The sequence below is a fragment of the Ruminiclostridium sufflavum DSM 19573 genome (genome assembly GCF_003208175.1).
Taxonomy (GTDB): domain Bacteria; phylum Bacillota; class Clostridia; order Acetivibrionales; family DSM-1351; genus Ruminiclostridium; species Ruminiclostridium sufflavum.
This window is the reverse complement of sequence record NZ_QKMR01000019.1, coordinates 29,047-50,044: the sequence shown is the minus strand read 5'-3', so window position 1 is coordinate 50,044 and position 20,998 is coordinate 29,047. Positions and strand designations below refer to the sequence as shown.

2 protein-coding genes (1 of these 2 cut by a window edge) are annotated in these 20,998 nt (G+C 35.3%); both read left to right on the top strand.

The features are described 5' to 3' along the window. Positions 1–63: 63 nt before the first annotated feature. Positions 64–15,054 carry an SDR family NAD(P)-dependent oxidoreductase gene (locus LY28_RS14505; RefSeq protein WP_165835581.1) on the top strand — a complete coding sequence of 4,997 codons (14,991 nt, stop codon included), beginning with the start codon at positions 64–66 and terminating at the stop codon, positions 15,052–15,054. Further along, positions 15,044–20,998: the beginning of a non-ribosomal peptide synthetase gene (locus LY28_RS14500; protein ID WP_110462909.1), read on the top strand. Its footprint extends 13,647 nt past the window's final position; the window shows 5,955 of its 19,602 coding nt (coding positions 1–5,955); its start codon is at positions 15,044–15,046; the stop codon falls past the right edge of the window. Before LY28_RS14505 ends, LY28_RS14500 begins: the two co-directional genes overlap by 11 nt.

The following is a 20,998-nucleotide window of genomic DNA, read 5'->3' as shown; positions in this document are numbered from 1 at the left end:
AAGCATGATTTTAAAGTAGGCAGACTAGTGTTAATGCTTTATATTTGTGTAAGGAGGAAGCTAATGATTCAATCCGAACTTGATTTTATGGATTCTCATGGCATTCATTTTGTAAAAAGTGAGTGTTCTTTTGTATATAGTACAGTATTAAATACTCCAAGTGCAGATTTGGATGATAGTTTTAATAGAAATACTGAGCAATTAAATAAAATCATTGATTTACTAAAGTTGTCATCAATTGAGACTTCTTATAAAAACATTATTCAAAATTTTTTTGAAAATAATTTTGAAAAAGATGAATACAGACAGTTACTATCTAATAATGTGCCGTTGATATTTAAACTACCATTTGATGAAGTGGATAATGAGTTCTTATTAGAAGAGTCTTTTCGCTTGTTTTTTCTTTTAGAAGAAAGCTGGCAAAATTTAAAGTCATTCTGTAAGACGAATGGCTATAGCTCACAGACCGTTCTTATTTCATCATTGATTGCTTTCTTTACGATTTACTGTGAAGATGATGATATTTCTATGGGTATACAGAGTAAGAATGATATTATTTGGCTTGAGGATTTCGACGCGAGCAAGAAATGTATTACCACCATTTTGGGATATATTGTAAAAAAAATAAGCCAACATAATGAAAGCGTTCAATTTTTAATTAGCTTCAAGAATACTAATGTAAAAGAACCCAAGAATGCGTTACCTGATGTAGTTTTCAGTGTTAAAGAAGAAGATAATGAACTGATTTGTGGTATAAAGTATTTACCGATACTCACTAGCCCTTGGGTTATAGAGCTAGTGTTAAGGCACTTTAAAAGCTTTTTAGAAAACTTGATAAAAAATTCTGAATTGAATATTGACAAGATTGGGATAATTGATAATGTGGAGGAAGAATTTTTAAGAAGAAGTAGTAGAGGATATCAGGGCGATTTCTCATTTAAGCATTCTCTTTATAATCTTTTTGAAAAAAAGGTAAAGGAGACTCCATTTTCTACTTCAATAGTACACGAAGATGATGATGGGAATGTCATAAAATTGTCATACATCCAATTATTCAATGCTGTTGATTTGGTGGCAAGCGAAATCGAGAAAACTAACATGAACCTTGGTGCAATTGGTGTGTATGGAAAAAGAACAGTTTACACTACAATATCTATTCTTGCTATATTTAAGTCGGGTAATATATACGTGCCTCTTGATACTACATACCCTGCAGAGCATATAAAATATATAATTGATGATGCAGGGATCTCTTTGATATTGAGCCTTGAAAAATATCTGCCTGATCTTCCTGACAAAAAAGTTAAGGTAAAGATTCTTGATTCAATTAAACTGGACGACACTACTAGCAACGACTTCAATAAACAGTTATCAGAAAATAGAAGCAATCTTGATAGCTCAGGGTTAATAATGTATACCTCTGGTTCAACTGGAAAACCAAAAGGAGTTAGGCACAGACAGCACCAGTTGATAAATTATTACAACCATATGTGGAAAATATATCCATTTAGAGACGATGACTGCGTTTGTCAGCGTACCAGTATGAATTATATGCCATCAATGTGGGAGTTTCTTGGAGGTGTATTGGGAGGGGTACCGACAGTAATACTTTCAGATTCAATTGTTAAAGATCCTGCGAAATTAATTAGAGCTATAGCTAGACACAATATCAGCTATTTAATTATGATTCCTTCTGTAATGAAAAGAATGTTTGATTCTACAGAAGACATAAATCTGCTTTCAAGCATCAGAGTGTTGATTATGGTTGGAGAACCTATAACGCCTGAGTTTTTTAAATTTTTTACTGAAAAGTTTCCGAACGCACTGTTAGTAGCAGATTATGGAGCAACAGAAGTTAATGGAATCCTGCAGTCTGATAATTCAAATTATACTAAAGCTTCAAAATCAATGCCGTTGTATAGTCCTATAGCAAATGTAAAGACTTATGTACTTGATAAAAATTTATGCCTATGCCCCATTGGAGTACCTGGTGATTTATATATAGGAGGGATATCTTTAGCAGTAGAATACATAAAACTTCCAGAAGAGAATAGAAATAAATTCATACCTGACCCTTTTGAACAAGGGGAGCGACTTTATAAAATTGGTGATATGGCTAGATATTTGTCTGATGGAACAATCCAACCACTAGGAAGAAGAGATAATCAAGTAAAAATTCGTGGTATACGAATTGAGTTGTCTGCTGTTGAAAAGGTGATTTCAGAAATTGATGGGGTAAGAGAAAATGCAGTTATTGCTAAAGAACTAAGCACAGGTTCGAAACGACTATTAGCGTTCGTTGTATTTTATAACAATATAGATATATCAGTAGAAAAAGTAGAGGATTTATTGAAAAAAAAATTGCCAGAGTACATGATACCGTCTTCTTTTATTGAACTAAGGGTTCTTCCACGTACCCCCAATGGTAAAGTAGACTGCCAGAGATTAGCAAAATCTGATATTAAAGACCTTATAAATGATATGGAACAAAGTAATTCTATGCTGTCCGATGAGAAAGACTCAAAAAGCATACTGACAAGTATTGAAGATATTATGGTGAGATTATGTGAGATTGCATCAGAGACTCTCGGAGTAAACAAGGGTGATATAGAAATACACAAAAGATTCTATGCTTTAGGATTTGACTCAATGACAATTGTAGATTTCCTAAACAAGATAAATAATTCATTAAACGCAAAGCTTGAAGTATCTGATTTATATGATAATTCAAGTATAGAAGACCTTGCAGCATTTTTGGTTCAGGGTATAAAAATTAAACCAGCTGTCAATATGCAAAAGCCAGAGAGCATTTCACTTCAGGCTGAAATAGAGAGACCGACTAGAATAACAGCAGGTGATACAGGAAGCATAAGAGAGCAATTAATTGAGATTGCATCAGAGACTCTCGGAGTAAATAAGAGTGATATAGAAATACACAAAAAATTCTATGCTTTAGGATTTGACTCAATGACAATTGTAGATTTCCTAAACAAGATTAATAATTCATTAAACGTAAAGCTTGAAGTATCTGATTTATATGATAATTCAAGTATAGAAGAACTTGCGGCATTTTTGGTTCAGGGTAAAAAAGTTAGACCAACTGTCAATATGCAAAAGCCAGAGAGCATTTCACTTCAGGCTGAAATAGAGAGACCGATCAGAATAACAGCAGGTAATACAGGAAGCATAAGAGAGCAATTAATTGAGATTGCATCAGAGACTCTCGGAGTAAATAAGAGTGATATAGAAATACACAAAAAATTCTATGCTTTAGGATTTGACTCAATGACAATTGTAGATTTCCTAAATAAGATTAATAATTCATTAAATATAAAGCTTGAAGTATCTGATTTATATGATAATTCAAGTATAGAAGAACTTGAGGTGTTTTTGGCAAAAGAAAATCTAATAAATGAGAATGTAGAGAACATCAAAAATAGTATATTTGTGGATAAAGACAGTCTTCCGTTGTTAAATTTCAAGCTTGAAACGTTAGCCAGTCAATGCGAGAATTTCAGTGATTCGTTAGATGAAAAGAACAGGAACATGGTTGCCATCATTGGTATTTCAGGGAGGTTCCCAGGAGCAAAAGATGCAAATGAATTTTGGAGCAATCTGGCTTCAGGGGTTGCATCTATTACTGAAATTCCATCGGATCGCTGGGATATTAATACATTTTATGATCCTGATAATAAAAAACCATTAAAATCAGTAAGTAAGTGGGGTGGATTCGTAGAAGGAATAGATTTATTTGATCCGGATTTTTTTAATATATCACCTCGTGAGAGTGAATTTATGGACCCTCAGCAACGCTTATGCATTGAAGAATGTTGGAAGTCTTTAGAAGATGCAGGGTATAGCAATACCGATTTGAACGGAAAATCAGTCGGAGTGTTTATTGGAGCGAAACAAGGGGACTATATTAACTTAATACGTGAAAGAAATAATACCTCAGACCCATTTGCTGTTATGGGATGTGACACTGCAATTCTTGCATCGCGTATATCATACTACCTTAATTTAAAAGGTCCTTGTATCTCAATTGATACTGCTTGTTCTTCATCTTTGGTAGCAATACATGTTGCTGCTAGGAGCATATTGGCTGGTGAATGTGACATGGCCATTACTGGTGGTGTTCATCTTATGTCTTCACCTGCACTGTATATAAATTCATCAAAAATGAATATGCTTTCGATTGATGGACGTTGTAAGACATTTGATAATAATGCAAATGGATTTGTACCAGGTGAGAGTGTTGGAATTATTATATTAAAAAGATTGGATAAAGCCATAGAGGATAGGGATAATATCCAAGGGGTTATAATAGGTTCTGGAATAAATCAAGATGGAAAAACCAATGGAATAACAGCCCCAAGTGCGGCTGCTCAGGTTAGCTTAATAAAATCCATATATGAAAAGAACAGAATAAATACTGAAGATATTTCCTATATAGAAACACATGGGACAGGTACAAAGCTTGGAGACCCTATTGAGTTTAACGCACTTACTGAAGCATTGAGCAGCAAAACCAATAAAAAGAAGTTTTGTGCTATCGGATCTGTAAAAACAAATATAGGTCATACTGTAGCAAGTGCTGGTGTGGTGGGATTGATTAAAGTTCTGTTGTCTATGAAAAACAGTATGCTACCCCCATCACTGAATTTTGATACTCCAAACCAACATATTAATTTCAATGATACACCGTTGTACGTAAATACTTCTTTGAAGGAATGGAATATATCTGATAAAAAAATAGGAGCCGTTAGCTCATTTGGATATAGCGGAACTAATTGCCATGTTGTACTAAAGGAATTTCCAAATGTAAATAGAATGAAAAGCAATTTGAGTCCATATCACTTGATACCTATATCTGCCAGGACGAGAAAGGCTTTAATAAGAAAAGTCAAAGACTTGGCAGAATGGTTAGCTGAAGAGGGAAAAAAATATGCACTTGAGGATATTGCGTACACTCTCCAGAAGGGGAGAAGTCATTTTGAATTTAGAATTGCTTATGTAGTAGAAAACAAGAGCCAGCTAATGGAAAAATTGAAATTATCGCTAACAGAAGATATTTCGATTAATAACGAGTTTAATGAAAATACACAAAAGATAGAAGACAATTTAGAAGTGGAACAACTAATGTCTAGATTAAGTATTAAGGACTCTGATAAGAACAAATATAAAGAGACTTTAATCAGAATTGCTAAGCTTTATACCCAGAATATTAATATAGATTGGGATGCCTTTAATAAAGATAATATTTGTAACCGTATTTCTATGCCAGTCTATCCATTTGAGAGGGAACATTACTGGATTTCAGAAGACGGAAGTAAAAATAACACAATAAAGAAACTTCACCCGTTTATAGATGAAAATGTATCTACAATACATGAACAGAAATTTTGCACTGTATTCAATAAGAATGATGCTTTTATAAAAGACCATGTAATAAATGATGTTCCAGTATTACCGGGTGTAGTTCTTTTAGAGATGGCGCTGACTGCAGGAAAAATATCCTGTGAGAGAGATATAAAAGTCATACGGTCCATTGTATGGAAAAAACCAGTTATATTTGACAAAGACACAAAAAAGGTTTATATAAAGCTTTTTCCTCAAAATGATGCTTTGGAATTTTTAATACATACGGATGATGAAGAAGAAACTTCGGTATGTGAAGGTATAATGGAGCTTGAAAGCAGTCCTGTAAGAGAAGTTTATGATATTGATAAGCTGAAAGAAATTTGTACAGGAATAAAAAAAGATACTGAGTTATATAGGTACTTTAATGAGAACGGAATAAAGTATGAGGAAACATACAGGGTTGTTAGAAAAATATTTTATAATGAGAATGAACTTTTAGCTTATATAGAAGCACCATTATCATTACAGGGGTTACAGTCTCAATGTACGCTTGTTCCACAGTTGCTGGATGGTGCACTACATACAGTAGCAGGGTTTGATTCTGTCTCCGCTTTAAATGAAACATATCTGCCATTTTTGATTGACCGCATAGAAATTCATAAACCTCTAAAAAGCTCCTGCTATTCACATATAAGAATACACGACAGAGAGAGTGCGGAGATTGTTAAGGCTGATATTAATATTTTAAATGAAGAGAACGAACTATTAATAACAATTAAAGACTTTACCGCAAAAGCAATCAGTAAGAAGCCAGTTTCTATGGAGGCTGAAGGTGAAGAAAAAAATAAAACCATGTTCTTTGCAAATGAGTGGAAGGAGCAGACAGCATCGAAGGATCATCTCACAAATACTGGAGATTTGTTAGTGTTTGGAGAAGATGAAAGCTTAGCTATGTATGATAAATATGCTAAATCGTTCGGATTTGGAAGGGTAGTTGTGGCTAAGAAGGGACAGAACTTCGAACGGGTTTCCGAAGGAATATTTGAAATTGGAAATACCCACGAAGACTATGCACATCTAGTAAATGCATTAGAAAATAGCAGGTACAATGTTACACATATACTCTACTTATGGTCATTACAGAAACAAAAAGAACATTTAGAGTATGGAATATATTCAATGTTCTACTTAATAAATGCGCTATTAAAGGTTCATAGTTTGAGTGATGGAATAAAACTTGTATATGCGTATTCAGGGGCTGTTAATGATATATATCCGTTCTACGCTGGGGTAAATGGATTTGCTAAAACAGCTGTTTTAGAAAATCCTAATTTCCACTTCAAAGGAGTAGAAATTTCTGATTATTCTAGAGAGTCTGTTGTTCCTATGCTAATTAACGAGCTGTGTAATACAGTAGAGAATCAGGAAATAAGGTATGAACAAGATATTAGAAAAGTAAAAGTTTTGAAGGAAATTATCCCACTTCAGGATAAACAGGTTATCTATAAAGGGCTCTATATTATTACAGGGGGCTTAGGTGGAATAGGTAGAGTATTTGCTAGATATATTCTTTCAAAGCAAGACTGTCAGGTAGTACTAATTGGTCGTTCAGAACTAGAGGGGAAAAGAAAAATACAATTTGAGAAACTCAAGATACTAAACGAGAATGTTGAATATATAAAATGTGATATATCAAATTATAATGATATACAAGCGGTATTGAGTAAAATCCGTAATCAATTTGGAGCTATAAAAGGTATTTTCCACTGCGCTGGGATTATAAAGGATACATTTTTGATAAAGAAGGAAAAAAGAGAATTTGATGAAGTCCTAGAACCCAAGGTTCAAGGAACACTAAATCTTGGTGAGCTCACAGCTTGTGATAATCTTGATTTTTTTGCTCTATTTTCATCTATCACTTCCACTTTTGGAAATATTGGTCAATGTGATTATGCCTATGCAAACAGGTTTATGGATGAGTATGCAAGTTTGCGCGAGAAAAAGAGAATGCAAGGTGAATGCTCAGGGAGAACTATATCGGTAAATTGGCCTTTATGGGAAGAAGGCGGAATGGTGCTTTCTGATAGCATGAGAGACAGGCTACTAAAGAATAAAGGAATAGTCGGGCTTGAAAGCAAGGAAGGAATTAGTGCCTTTGAAATGGCTTTAAGTTCTAAATATGCTTGTTTAACAGTACTTTCAGGTAATAAAGCGGTAATTACAGATATGGTAAACGCTGAGAACCAAACAGGATACATTGCAGATGTTGATGTTAATGTTAATGACTCCACCGATACAATTAATGAGGGAGAAATACAGAAAAAGGTAGAAAAATTCCTGACTCAGATTATATCACAAGAAACACAGCTTCCTGTTGAAAAAATTAGGAGAGATAAGCAGTTTGATGAATATGGTCTTAACTCAATAATGATGCTTAACCTTACAGATGAACTGGAGAAGAGCTTTGGAGGCCTATCAAAGACTCTGTTTTTTGAGTATAAAAATGTAGAGGAACTAGCAACTTACTTTGTGAAAAAGCATACTACGCATGTATATAAGCTTTTTGGTAAAGAACAAAGAACATTACCAAAATATATAGAAACAAAGAAGACACAGAAAGAAGATAGAGCAAGGTTCTTTAAACCAATTAAAAACGAGGATATTGGGACAGCATCTGATATAAGCAAGCAGATAGCTATAATAGGAGTTGCGGGAAGGTATCCAATGGCAGAATCCCTAGATGACTTCTGGTACAATCTGACACAAGGCAAAGACTGTATAACGGAAATTCCACAAGACAGGTGGGACTATAGGAAATATTTCGACCCTGACAAGAGTAAAAGCGGTAAGACTTATACCAAATGGGGAGGATTCATCAATGATATTGATAAATTTGACCCACTATTCTTTAATATTTCTCCGAAAGAAGCAGAATTAATGGACCCTCAGGAAAGATTATTTCTTGAAACAGCATGGGAGACGTTGGAGAATGGCGGATATACTAGGCACAAACTGGCTAACTTAAAGGTAGGTGTATTTGTAGGAGTAATGTGGGGACAGTATCAATTGTATGGTGCGCAAAATGAACTCATAAAAAAACCTAATTCGAGTTATGCTTCAGTTGCAAATAGAGTTTCATATGTATTTAATTTTAATGGCCCAAGTATGGCGGTAGATTCAATGTGTTCATCTTCACTCTCGGCCCTCAAGCTTGCAGCTGACAGTATAAATATGGGAGAGTGTGACTATGCTTTGGTTGGAGGGGTCAATATAGCTAGTCATCCAAATAAATATTTCTTGATTAGCCAGAGTAAGTTCGGATCAAGTGACGGAAGGTGTAGAAGCTTTGGAGAAGGCGGAGACGGATATGTACCAGGTGAAGGTGTTGGTGCTGTATTATTGAAACCTATGCAACAGGCAATTAAAGATGGTGACAATATTTATGGTGTAATTATAGGGTCTGCAATTAATCATGGCGGGAAAACAAATGGATATACTGTACCAAGCCCAGTAGCACAAAGCAGGCTTATTGTTGATTGCTTAAAAAATGCAAAAATAAGTGCACGTACAGTTAGTTATATTGAGGCACATGGAACTGGTACATCATTAGGAGACCCTATTGAAATTGACGGTATAACTAAGGCATTCGGCGAATTTACTGATGATAAGCAGTTCTGCTCCATTGGATCATTAAAGTCAAATATTGGTCACCTTGAATCTGTAGCTGGGATTGCATCTTTAACCAAGGTGCTACTACAGATGCGGTACAAGTTGCTTGTTCCTTCAATACACTCTGACAAATTAAACCCTCATATAGATTTTGGAAATTCACCAGTATACGTACAAAATAAGCTGGAAGAATGGAAGAAGCCTGTACTATTAGAGGATGGTGTTGAAAAAACTTACTTGAGACGTGCAGAAATTAGCTCTTTTGGAGCAGGAGGGTCAAATGCGTCTGTAATAATTGAGGAATACGATAAGCCTTTATCTTCTAATAAATCAATAGGAAATAATATAATCGTTTTATCAGCAAAAAGTGAAGATACCTTAAAGGCATATGCATATAAACTTAAAGAATTCTTGGAAAAAAGGAAGCTATTTACGTCTGCTTGTACAAATAATAATGAAGAAATAGATGAGCTGTCTGAAGAGGATTTCTTAAGTGCTTTTTCTTCATTTATACAAATAGAAAGAGAGAGTATAGAAAAGGATGATTCTATAAGTAGCTACCTTATTAATGCCAATGATTTTATGTGTTTTCTCTCTCATTTAAATGAAAAGTTCGGAACTATGGTGAGTATGCAACAGATTACCTATGATTTGACTATTAAAAATTTGTACCAAATAGTATTAAAAAATAAAGCAAACCAAATCAAATCAATAGGTGAAGTAAAATTAGTTCCTAGAATTGAAGCAGAAGATTTATCTCTCGCTGATATTGCTTACACGCTTCAGACTGGTCGTGAGCCAATGGAAGAAAGACTTGCAATTATTGCAGGAGATATTGAAGAGCTAATAAATAAACTAAATTGTTATATAAATAATATTGAATCTGAGGATACTTTTACTGGGAGCAATTATAATAGCCAGAACAATATATTTGAATACTTTGAAGAAAATGTGGAAACTGATAATCTTTTAAAGAATTGGTTTATGAGAGGTAAATTTAGAAATATAGCAAAGCTTTGGGTAACTGGTCTGGATATAGACTGGGAAATGCTTTATGACAGTAATGCATTTTCTATTGTTTCATTGCCAACGTACCCATTTAGTAAGGAAAGCTATTGGATAACCGAGGAATGCCTTAAAAAAGAAAAAACTCAGTCACTGCATCCTTTGTTGGATAGCAATACTTCCACTCTTTACGAGCAATGTTACCAGAAATTATTCAGTCAAGATGAATTTTGTATAAAAGATCATGTGATAGATAACAGGATCATAGTGCCAGGTGCATTAGTTATAGAGATGGCACGGGCAGCAGGAGTATTCTCAAATAGAGGTGAGAGAGTTCGTAAGATAAAGAATTTAATCTGGCTTAATCCAATTGAATTAATAGATGGAAGCAAGGAGGCAAAAATCAGCCTTTATCAGCAGGAAGCTGCTGTTGAGTTCGAAGTGGTTACTGAACAAAGTGGGGCGATAGTACATGCAAAGGGACTGTTGGAGTATGAAAACCAAGATACTATAGATGAATCGCTGAATATTGAAAAAATAAAAAGTCGTTGTACTGATTATATGGGTAAACAGAAATTCTATGAATGTTTTAGCAAAAAAGGTATATCCTATGGTGATGGGTATAAAACCGTTCAAGAACTTTGGTATAACCCAAATGAGTCGCTTTCTTATATAAGGCTTAATAATGATGATACAGTAGACCGTAAATTAGTACTTCATCCTATACTTTTAGATGGAGTGTTACAATCAGTTCTTGGTTTGCAACTTTCAAGCAATAAAACGAAGATCCCTTTTAGTATAGATGAAATACATATAAAGGATTTTCTACCGGAAAACTGTTTCGTACATTCAGTACTCAAAGATGGAAAATATAATCTCTCAGTAACTGATATGGCAGGAAAAGTAATTTTAACAATAAATGGATTTGCATTAAGAGAGTTCAATCAAAAAGAAATTCATTCAGGAAATGACATGCTATATTTCAATGATTACTTGAGTAATGAAGAACTGTCGGTCAAGGCTCAAAATATCAGTGGTTATATTCTTGCCTTTGATAATGATGAAGAAACCTTCTTAGGATTAAGTGAATATGTAAGCAAAAATCATAGGGATTGTTACATTATCAGAGTAAAATGTGATAAGAGTTTTAGCAAGACAGATACATATTATAAAATAAATCCTGATAATAAAGAAGATTATATTAGACTGTTGACTTCAATAGATCAAAATGGAATAAACTTGTCATATGTTGTATACTTCTGGAACAGCTTCGGACTTGACACCAACTTGCCAAGTACAAACCTTTATAAGGAAACATCACATAGATTATTGTACCTTGTACAGGCACTTCAGGCGAGAAAACTCAAGAATAGAGTAAAGGTACTTCTTTCATTTGCTGGTGTAGAGAGAGGTATTATAAGTGCGGCAGCTAATGCATTTTTAAAGAGTGCTTTCTTAGAAAGTCAGACATATGAATATAAAACTCTATTACTTGAAAACATGGACTATAGTGTTTTAATCAACGAACTATTTGCAATAGATGAAGCAGTTGAGGAAATTGCTTATATTTCAGGAAAGAGAATGAAAAGAAAATTTGAAGAGACAGTATTAGAGGTTGTTCAGCTAAAAGATGAAGAAATATCTGACGGTGTTTATATAATAACTGGCGGAGCAGGAGGATTGGGACTTATTTTTGCTAATTATCTTGCAGAAAAAGGTAAGTGTTCAATTATACTGGTCGGAAGGTCTGAGATTCAAAAGCAAGAGATTAAAGGATTGGTAAAACCTGAAAGCGTAGAGTATATAAAGACTGATATTACTAACCATGATGAAGTCGAGATGCTTTATAAAAGAGTGAAAGCAAAGTATGGAAAAATAGATGGCATTGTCCACAGTGCAGGGGTAATAAGGGATTCCTTAGTAGTAAACAAAAATGTCAGGGATATGGATCAAGTTCTGGCTCCTAAGCTGGATGGTCTTGTATACCTTGACGAGATAACCAAGGACGAGCACCTGAAGTTCTTTGTTGTATTCTCTTCCATTGCTGCAGTACTGGGCAGCAGAGGACAAGCCGATTATGCTTTTGCAAATAGGTTTATGGATATGTATGTGGACATGAGAAATGATATGGTGAAGGATGAAAGAAGATATGGACCAACATTTTCAATAAACTGGCCTCTTTGGGAAGAGGGCGGTATGGGAGTGATCGCAGAAATAAAGCAAATGATGGAGGAAAACACTGGCTTTAGCACACTCAGTACCAAACATGGGTTAATAACCTTTGACAATATATTAAAAAGTGGCTTGTCGAGGATTTCGGTTGCAGAAGGAAACATAGAAAAAATAAGACAGTTAGTCATGCCTTCAGAAGTTGATTCGGAAATTGTTGAAACTGAGATAGAGATAGACAGTGGCAATGGGCAGGATGCTTTAGCTCAAAAGATTATAGATTATTTAAAAGATATTGTATGTAAGATAACAAAGGTACCTGTCATAAGAATTAGAGAGAAAGATAGTTTTGAACATTACGGTGCCGATTCTGTAATGCTGATTGCAATGGGAAATGAGTTAGCAAAATTAGTAGGCATGAAGGCACAGTCTGCTTTTATTGAATACCAAAATATAAAAGATTTAAGCATGTATTTGATTACAAATTATAAACAGGAAATGATAAAAGCTCTTGGTGTAACAAAAGAGCCAGATACTCCACATTATAGCATGGCGTCAAAAGTGGTAAAAAGAACAATAAGCAGGGAAGTGAAAAATTTATCAAGCCAAGTACCTGCCAAGGTTTCTGCAAAAGATATTGCTGTAATAGGAATTAGCGGCAGGTATCCGATGGCGAAAGACTTAAATGAATTTTGGAATAACCTAGTTGAAGGTAGAAATTGTATAACTGAAATTCCGCCTGAGAGATGGGATTACTCTCTGTTCTATGACAGTGATAAGGAGAAAGAGGGAAAGATGTGCAGTAAGTGGGGAGGCTTTATTCAGGATGTAGATAAATTTGACCCACTATTCTTTAATATTTCTCCTAGTGAAGCAGAGAATATTGATCCGCAGGAGAGAATTATGCTGGAAACTACATGGCAAGCTTTGGAAGAGGCTGGCTATTCAACGAAAAGATTGCATGAGTTACAGCAAGAAGGACACAATATAGGTGTATTTATCGGTTCCATGTATCAGCAGTATCCTTGGGTTGCAGAGGACAGGGCACAAGGAGCTATATTATCTGGGAATTCCTACTGGTCAATCGCGAACAGGGTATCGTACTTCTTGGGAATACATGGTCCAAGTATAGCTGTTGATACAGCGTGCTCCTCGTCATTGAGTGCATTACATTTAGCAATGAATAGCTTAAAAAATGGAGAATGCTCAATAGCAATTGTGGGAGGCGTGAATTTGAGCTTACACCCATATAAGTACCTTGGTTTGTCTCGTGCAAAGCTTTTAGGAAGTAGTGCTAAAAGCCTTAGTTTAAGCAATAGCGATGGATATGTACCAGGTGAAGGTGTGGGAGTTGTTATACTTAAAGCTCTTGATGAGGCTGAAAAAGATAACGACAGAATAAACTGTGTGCTGAAGGCTAGTGTAATGAATCATAGCGGAAGAACTAATGCATTTAAGGTACCTTCTGTTGAAGCACAGAGAGATTTAGTTTTAGAGTTGATTAGTAGAGCAAACATTGATTGTGAAACAATCGGATATTATGAAACTGCTTCAAACGGTCTGGCACTTGGGGATGCAACAGAGATTGAGGCTTTAAAGCAAGCATACGCTAAGTTAACCAGTAAGAAACAAATATGTAAGATTGGTTCAGTAAAGTCTAATATCGGACACTTGGAAGCAGCTTCTGGAATGTCACAACTGGCCAAAGTCATATTACAGTTACAAAATAAAACTTTAGTTCCTTCTATTAACGCAGAAGTAATTAACACAAGGATAGATTTGGATCATAGTCCGTTCCAGATTCAAAGAAATGTATCCGAGTGGAAAAAACCAAATAATAAGGATGAAATACCACTAAGAGCAGCTATTAACTCTATAGGAGCTGGAGGAACTAACGTAGCCATTATCGTTGAAGAATACATAAAAAGCAATAAACCTAATGTGACTAACCCCGATGGCTGTGTGATACTAATGATGTCTGCACGCACCCAAGAGAGACTCCATGTGGTTGCACAAAATATAAAAGAATATCTTGAAAACATGAATGAAATTTCACTATATGATATTGCGTATACGTTGTCACGTCGTGAAGCTATGGAAGAGAGACTCGCTATTGTAAAAAACAGTAGACAGGAGTGTTTGGTAGCACTTGAAAACTATTTAATACGAAAAGATGAAGAATTGGGGGTATATTCAGGAAGTGTTGAAACAGAAGGCCTTTATGATCAGGTTATTGATAATACTCAGTTTGACTATATAGCTAGACTTTGGATAAAAGGCTATGATTTAAACTTGAGTGATTTATATAGAGGAAAAGACTGCAAACTTGTATCACTTCCGCTGTATCCATTTGAGAAGGAGAGTTACTGGTTAGATGATGGTAAAGATTATGAGGAAATACAAATAAAGAGTGGCAACGATAAAAATTCGGTTTTAAATGAACTGAGACATTTGGTATCGACGATTCTAAAGGTGCCAGATGATAGGATAAAATATGATGTGACATTTGACAAATATGGGATGGATTCCTTGACTGCATCGAATATGGTTAACAATTTAAGTGAAAAGTATGGAATACGCATTACACTACAAAACTTATTTGAACATTATTCGATTAATAAGCTCAATTCTTTTATTATGAAATTTGAGGGTAAAAAACAGAATGAGCCTTATGACAGAAGTGCCAATTATAGCACTGACATTAAAAACGGTACAGAGGACGCTAAATACTATCTGGAAAACTTTATTCTTTCGTGTCTTGAGGAAGGAAAACTTACTCCTGATGAGGCGGCAGACTTAAAGGAAATTAATTTGAATTTTGTTGAGAGAGGTGAAGGTAGTGTTAGATAGGGAAATATACCAAAGAATGTATAATGGTGAAATTACAAGAAGCGAGGCATTGAAGCTTGTTTTAATGGATTTAAATAAAAAATCAGAAAAAATAGAATTGTCAGAAAGCCAAAAAGGTATATGGGCTGTATGTAAGATGTTTCCTGATAGCTACGCATATAATACCCCTGGGGCTATTGAGGTTTCTTCTGATATTGATATTGAGATTTTGAAAAAAGCCCTAGAACAACTCATTGATTTCCACGCATCACTAAGGACAGTTATTCTGCATGATGGTAATGAACCGTATCAAGCTGTTAAGGAACAGGGAATGCTTGAGTTCAGCCAGATAAATGTATTGGGGTTGACTGAAGAGGATATAACAGAGAGTATTATGCATGAGTTAAAGCGACCCTTTAACCTAGAAGAGGGTCCACTAATGCGAGCGTGCATATTTGATGTTTCAAAAGAAAAGAAGATATTGTTGTTTAACTTCCATCATATTGTTTTTGATGGGATATCATCTCGAATATTTATGGAGGAATTAAAGGAATGCTATTACGCATTGAAAGAAGGGCATACTCATGAACTTCGAGTTCGACGCGCAAACTATGCAGGTTTTATTGAAGCTGAAAAAAGATATCTTCAAAGTGCACAAGCTGTGAAAGATCGTGAGTATTGGTTAAATCAGCTATTAGGAGAAATACCTGCTTTAGAGCTACCAGTAGACAAAAAGCACCCATTTGTGAACTTATACGAAGGAACTTCTTACACCATAAAACTTGATAAAGAACTTGTAAATGCACTAAAAGAGCTTAATACTTCAAACCATGCAACTTTGTTTTCTATTATGATTGCAGCTTTCAAGGTATTACTATTTCGCTACAGTGGACAAAACAATTTATTTATTGGGACTCCTGTTGCAGGTCGTTATGAGCAAAAATATGAAGATGTAATCGGTTGTTTTATAAATATGATGGTAGTAAAAAGCGTGATTGATTTTGAGGATTCCTTAATATCGTTTATTGAACGAGTGCAGCAAATAGTACTTGAAGGTCTTGAACACAGTCAGTACCCATATCACAAGCTTGTAAAGGAACTAAATCAAATTAATAATTTTGTTGATTCTGGACTTTTTCAGGTAGCATTTTACTTTCAAAACTGGATTAGAGAGACAAATGATAAAGTGTTTAGGGAACAACTCCATGACATTCACCAGCTGGGAGAGTTTGATTTAACGCTTGAGGTTATTGAAACAGAGGAAGAATGCATTCTTCATTTCAAATACAATCCAGATATGTTTAGCAAAGATATAATACAATATATGTCGTCCCATTATAAGCAGGTATTAGCGGCTATAGTTGAAAATCCAAAATCCAAAGTTTCCCAAATTGTACTTCTAAATAACAAAGAAAGGGAAATGCTAATAACTGAATGGAATAATACTTTTCAGGAATATGATCGGAATAAGACTTTTCCAGATTTGTTTGCACAGCAGGTACAATCAAATCCTTTTGCCACAGCGGTAATATTCAATGATCAAGTTCTTACATATATCGAATTATATAGGAGGGCAAGGAAGCTAGCTGGTTATATACAGCAAAAAGGAGTAAAGAAAGGTAGTCTTGTAGGTATCCTTCTTGAGCGCAGTATTGATTTGATGGTTGCACTGATAGCAACCCAAATGTCAGGAGGGATTTATGTTCCTTTAGATCCAATATATCCAGCAGATAGGTTGTCTCACATGTTTGAGGAAGGCCAAATGAAATTTGTTCTTTCTACTTCTTCATTGGAGGATCATTTGCCAGTTTTTGAGTTTACAACTATTAATCTGGATAAAGAAGCAGAACATATAGACAGATCTATGAGTGACGAAAAAGCGGAAAGTATGGAACCGCTTTGCCAATTAGGTCCGAAAGATTTGGTGTACACAATATTTACATCTGGATCAACGGGCAAGCCTAAAGGGATAATGGTATACCACGGTGGATTAGTAAATTTCCTGTGTTCTATGGCAAAGAAGCCAGGGTGCACTTCACAGGACTATATATTAGCATTAACAACCATTTGCTTTGATATCGCAGCTCTTGAATTGTATTTACCGCTTATTACTGGGGCTAAGGTAGAGATACTGCCGGACGAGATAGCGAAGGATGGAATAATGCTACTTGAGCATTTTGAGGCTTCCGAGGTAACCATTATGCAGGCTACACCTGCAACATGGCAGATGCTTATTGCTGCTGGATGGAAAAAGAAGAAAAACTTCAAAATATTGTGTGGAGGTGAAGCTCTGCCCAGTGAACTTGCAGAAAAATTAATTAGTTTGAGTGAAGAAGTATGGAACTTGTATGGTCCTACCGAGACTACCATTTGGTCTTCAACGGATAAGGTGGAAAAAGGAAAGAAAATATCACTTGGGCTACCTATTGCAAATACTCAGTTCTATATTTTGGACACCTACCTTAACCCTGTACCAATTGGTGTTGCCGGGGAGCTTTATATTGGTGGAGATGGGGTTGCAAAAGGATATATCAACAGAGAAGAAGAAACGGAAAGAAAATTTATAAAGAACCCCTTTATTGAAGATAACAACTCAAGAATTTTCAAAACAGGCGATTTGGCAAGATACCGTACAGATGGAACGGTAGAATATATGGGGCGTGCTGATTTTCAGGTGAAGATTCGTGGGTTCAGGGTGGAGTTAGGTGAAATTGAGACTGCATTAAATAGGGTAAATGGTATTAGCGAGGCTGTAGTTGTACTTAGACAAGATGGGGATAATAGCAAAAGCCTTGTGGCATTTGTTATCGCTGATGATATAAAAGCAATTCCTATAGTTGATAGCATAAATAAAGTAATGGAAAATGAGCTTCCTGATTATATGATACCCTCTAATTATTTCTTTTTAAAAGCATATCCTCTTACATTAAACAGTAAGATTAGCCGCAAGGAGCTTTCAGAGCAGGAGCTATCAATACTTTTAAATGAATATGGTGCTATAGAGGAGAAAGAGGAGAGCCAACAAAGACCAATAATCAGAAAAGAACCCCAAGCCACCCGTTCTACAAGTTTAATAAATAATTATGTTGAAAGATTTATCATAAATGAGATGGCTAATATTAAGAATATTTCCACAGAGACTATTAAAAGCTCTGTTAACATGGGCGAATATGGCTTTGATTCAATTAGCTTTACGAGCTTGAGCTTGAAAATAAACAAACATTATGGTGTAAAAACTAACCCAACGCTTTTTTATACATATCCTACGGTTGACAGATTTGCAGAATTTCTTACGGCTAACTATTTAAAGGAGATAAATAGTAAGGAGGCCGTTATGGAAGAAGTTGAGGTGAAGCATAGAATTGATGAAAATATAGCTTCCGAAACAACAAAAAAACCTGATGCACTGAATAACAAAAGCAATACTGGATTTAATGGTGATATTGCTATTGTTGGAATGAGCGGAATGTTGCCAAGTTCTGATGACTTGCAAAGCTTTTGGAATAATATTCTAGAAGAAAAAGACTTAGTTACCGTAATTCCTCCAGATAGGTGGGATTGGAAGGAATATTATGATGAGCTAAACGAGGGAGCAAATAAAAGTAACTCTAAATGGGGCGGGTTTATTAAGGATATTGACAAATTCGATGCAGCATTTTTTGGAATTTCTCCACGAGAAGCTGAATTAATGGACCCACAACAGAGGATTATGCTTCAAGTAGTATGGGCAGCAATAGAGGATGCAGGGTATAAACCATCTGATTTATCAGGAACTGATACAGGTGTATTTGTTGGTGCCACAGGCACAGACTATTCCGAATTCGTATTGAGAGAATCGGAGGTTGATGCTCATACTGTATCTGGCATAGTTAATGCAGTAATTCCTAACAGAGTTTCATACTTTTTCAATTTTAAAGGACCTAGCGAATTAATAGACACAGCATGCTCAAGTACTTTGGTTGGGGTAAGCAGAGCAGTGGCTTCAATTAGAAGCGGAGAATGTGGCTGTGCTATTGTGGGTGGAGTGAATTTAATCATTAGTCCTTTCGCTCATATTGCACTAAGCAAAATTAGTATGCTAAGCAAAGACGGTAAGTGTAAAGCCTTTGATAAGGATGGTAATGGATATGTTAGGGGAGAAGGCTGCGCTGCTATTATTCTGAAACCTTTGGATAAAGCTATAGAAGACAAAGACCATATATATGCTGTAATAAAAGGAGTAGCAGTAAATCATGGGGGTAGGACAAATTCCCTAACTGCCCCTAATCCTAATGCTCAAAAAGACCTAATTAAGAAAGCAATAATTGATTCAGGTATTGACCCATATACGATAGGTTACATTGAAGCTCATGGTACTGGTACCGCTTTAGGTGATCCTATTGAAATCAATGGGCTGAAATCTGCATTTAGTGAGATATATGAGGAATTGAATTGTGTGCCAAGAGAAGATGCATATTGTGGTATTGGTTCCGTAAAGACAAACATAGGACATCTTGAGGCAATGGCTGGGCTTGCTGGATTGCTAAAGGTTGCTTTGTCATTATATCACCATAAGATACTTGCATCTATTCATTGCCGTGAATTGAATCCATTTATTAATGTTGAAAATAGTCCGTTTTATATTGCACGAGAAACTCAGGAATGGAAACCTCTTAAAGATAAAACAGGAAAAGAAGCACCTTTGCACGGAGGAGTAAGTTCATTTGGTATGGGTGGTACGAATGCACATATAGTATTGGAAGAATATAAAGAGAGTGAAAAAAGACAGGGAAAAAATTCAAATCCAGTGGCTATTGTGTTTTCAGCAAGAGATATTAATTCGTTAAAAAATAATGTAGAAAAATTTGTAAAATATTTAAAAAAAGCTCAAACAGGCGATAATCCACTGAATCTCAATAAGATTGCTTTTACATTACAAATAGGAAGAGAAGCAATGAAAGAGCGTCTTGCTCTGGTAGTAAATACAGTGGATGAGTTGTTAGAACGGTTGGAGTTGTACTTGAATGGAACTGGACAAATTATAAATATGTTTACAAGCACAGGTAAAAATATCAAAGAGGCACTCGAACTAGTGCTTGATGGTGATGAACTTGAAGAATTTGTTGAGCGGAAAGTTGAGAAAGGGGATATTTTAAAAGTAGCAAGTCTTTGGACCAACGGGGCGGACATAAACTGGAATATTTTATATAAAGGCAATATTCCTGGAAGAATGTCGTTACCGGGTTACCAATTCAAGAAGGACAGACACTGGGTCCCTATGAGGCAAAAGTACCCTAAGTATGGAAAAAGTTCGGACTGGATGCCACTTATTGATAAGATTATTCCAGAAAAGAGTCTGGGACAAGGTTTGGTATTCCAGAAAACCTTGAGAAATTCTGAGCTTATTGTTAAAGATCATAAAGTCAACTCTCAATGTGTTTTCCCTGGTACTGGACATATTGAAACAGTAGTGGAAGCTATATCACTTTTGACAAAAGGGAACTCATACACGCTTAGAAATATTACATGGTTACAGCCGTTAGTAGTAGAAGATGGCGAGTGTATAGATATTAATCTTTCTCTAAAAGAAGAAGGTAAAGGTTTCAAATATGAAATTGAAAGCGTTCATCAAGATGGTAATATTCTTCATTCAAAGGGTGACGTATACTGTGATATGGATAAACAATGTAATGAAGAATATTTATACTTTGATGATATAAAGCTACGGTGCAGTGAAGAAATTAAAAAGGATACATTCTACAAGTCCCTTGCGGATAATGCGGGTATAGAGTATGGACTATATTTTCAAGGTGTGCAGGAACTTTGGAGTAATGAGAAAGAGGTTTTGGGACACTTTATACTTCCAGAAGGATTTGAAAGTGAACTTAATGATTACTGTGCACATCCAGTTATAATGGACTGTGCTTTGCAGCTTATGGGTTGTCTTTTAGGTAGAAATACAGACAAAGGAAAAGCTAAAATTCCA

Excerpts from the sequence above, each read along its gene's own strand:
- LY28_RS14505 (WP_165835581.1), top strand. The coding sequence starts at position 64 with ATGATTCAATCCGAACTTGATTTTATGGATTCTCATGGCATTCATTTT.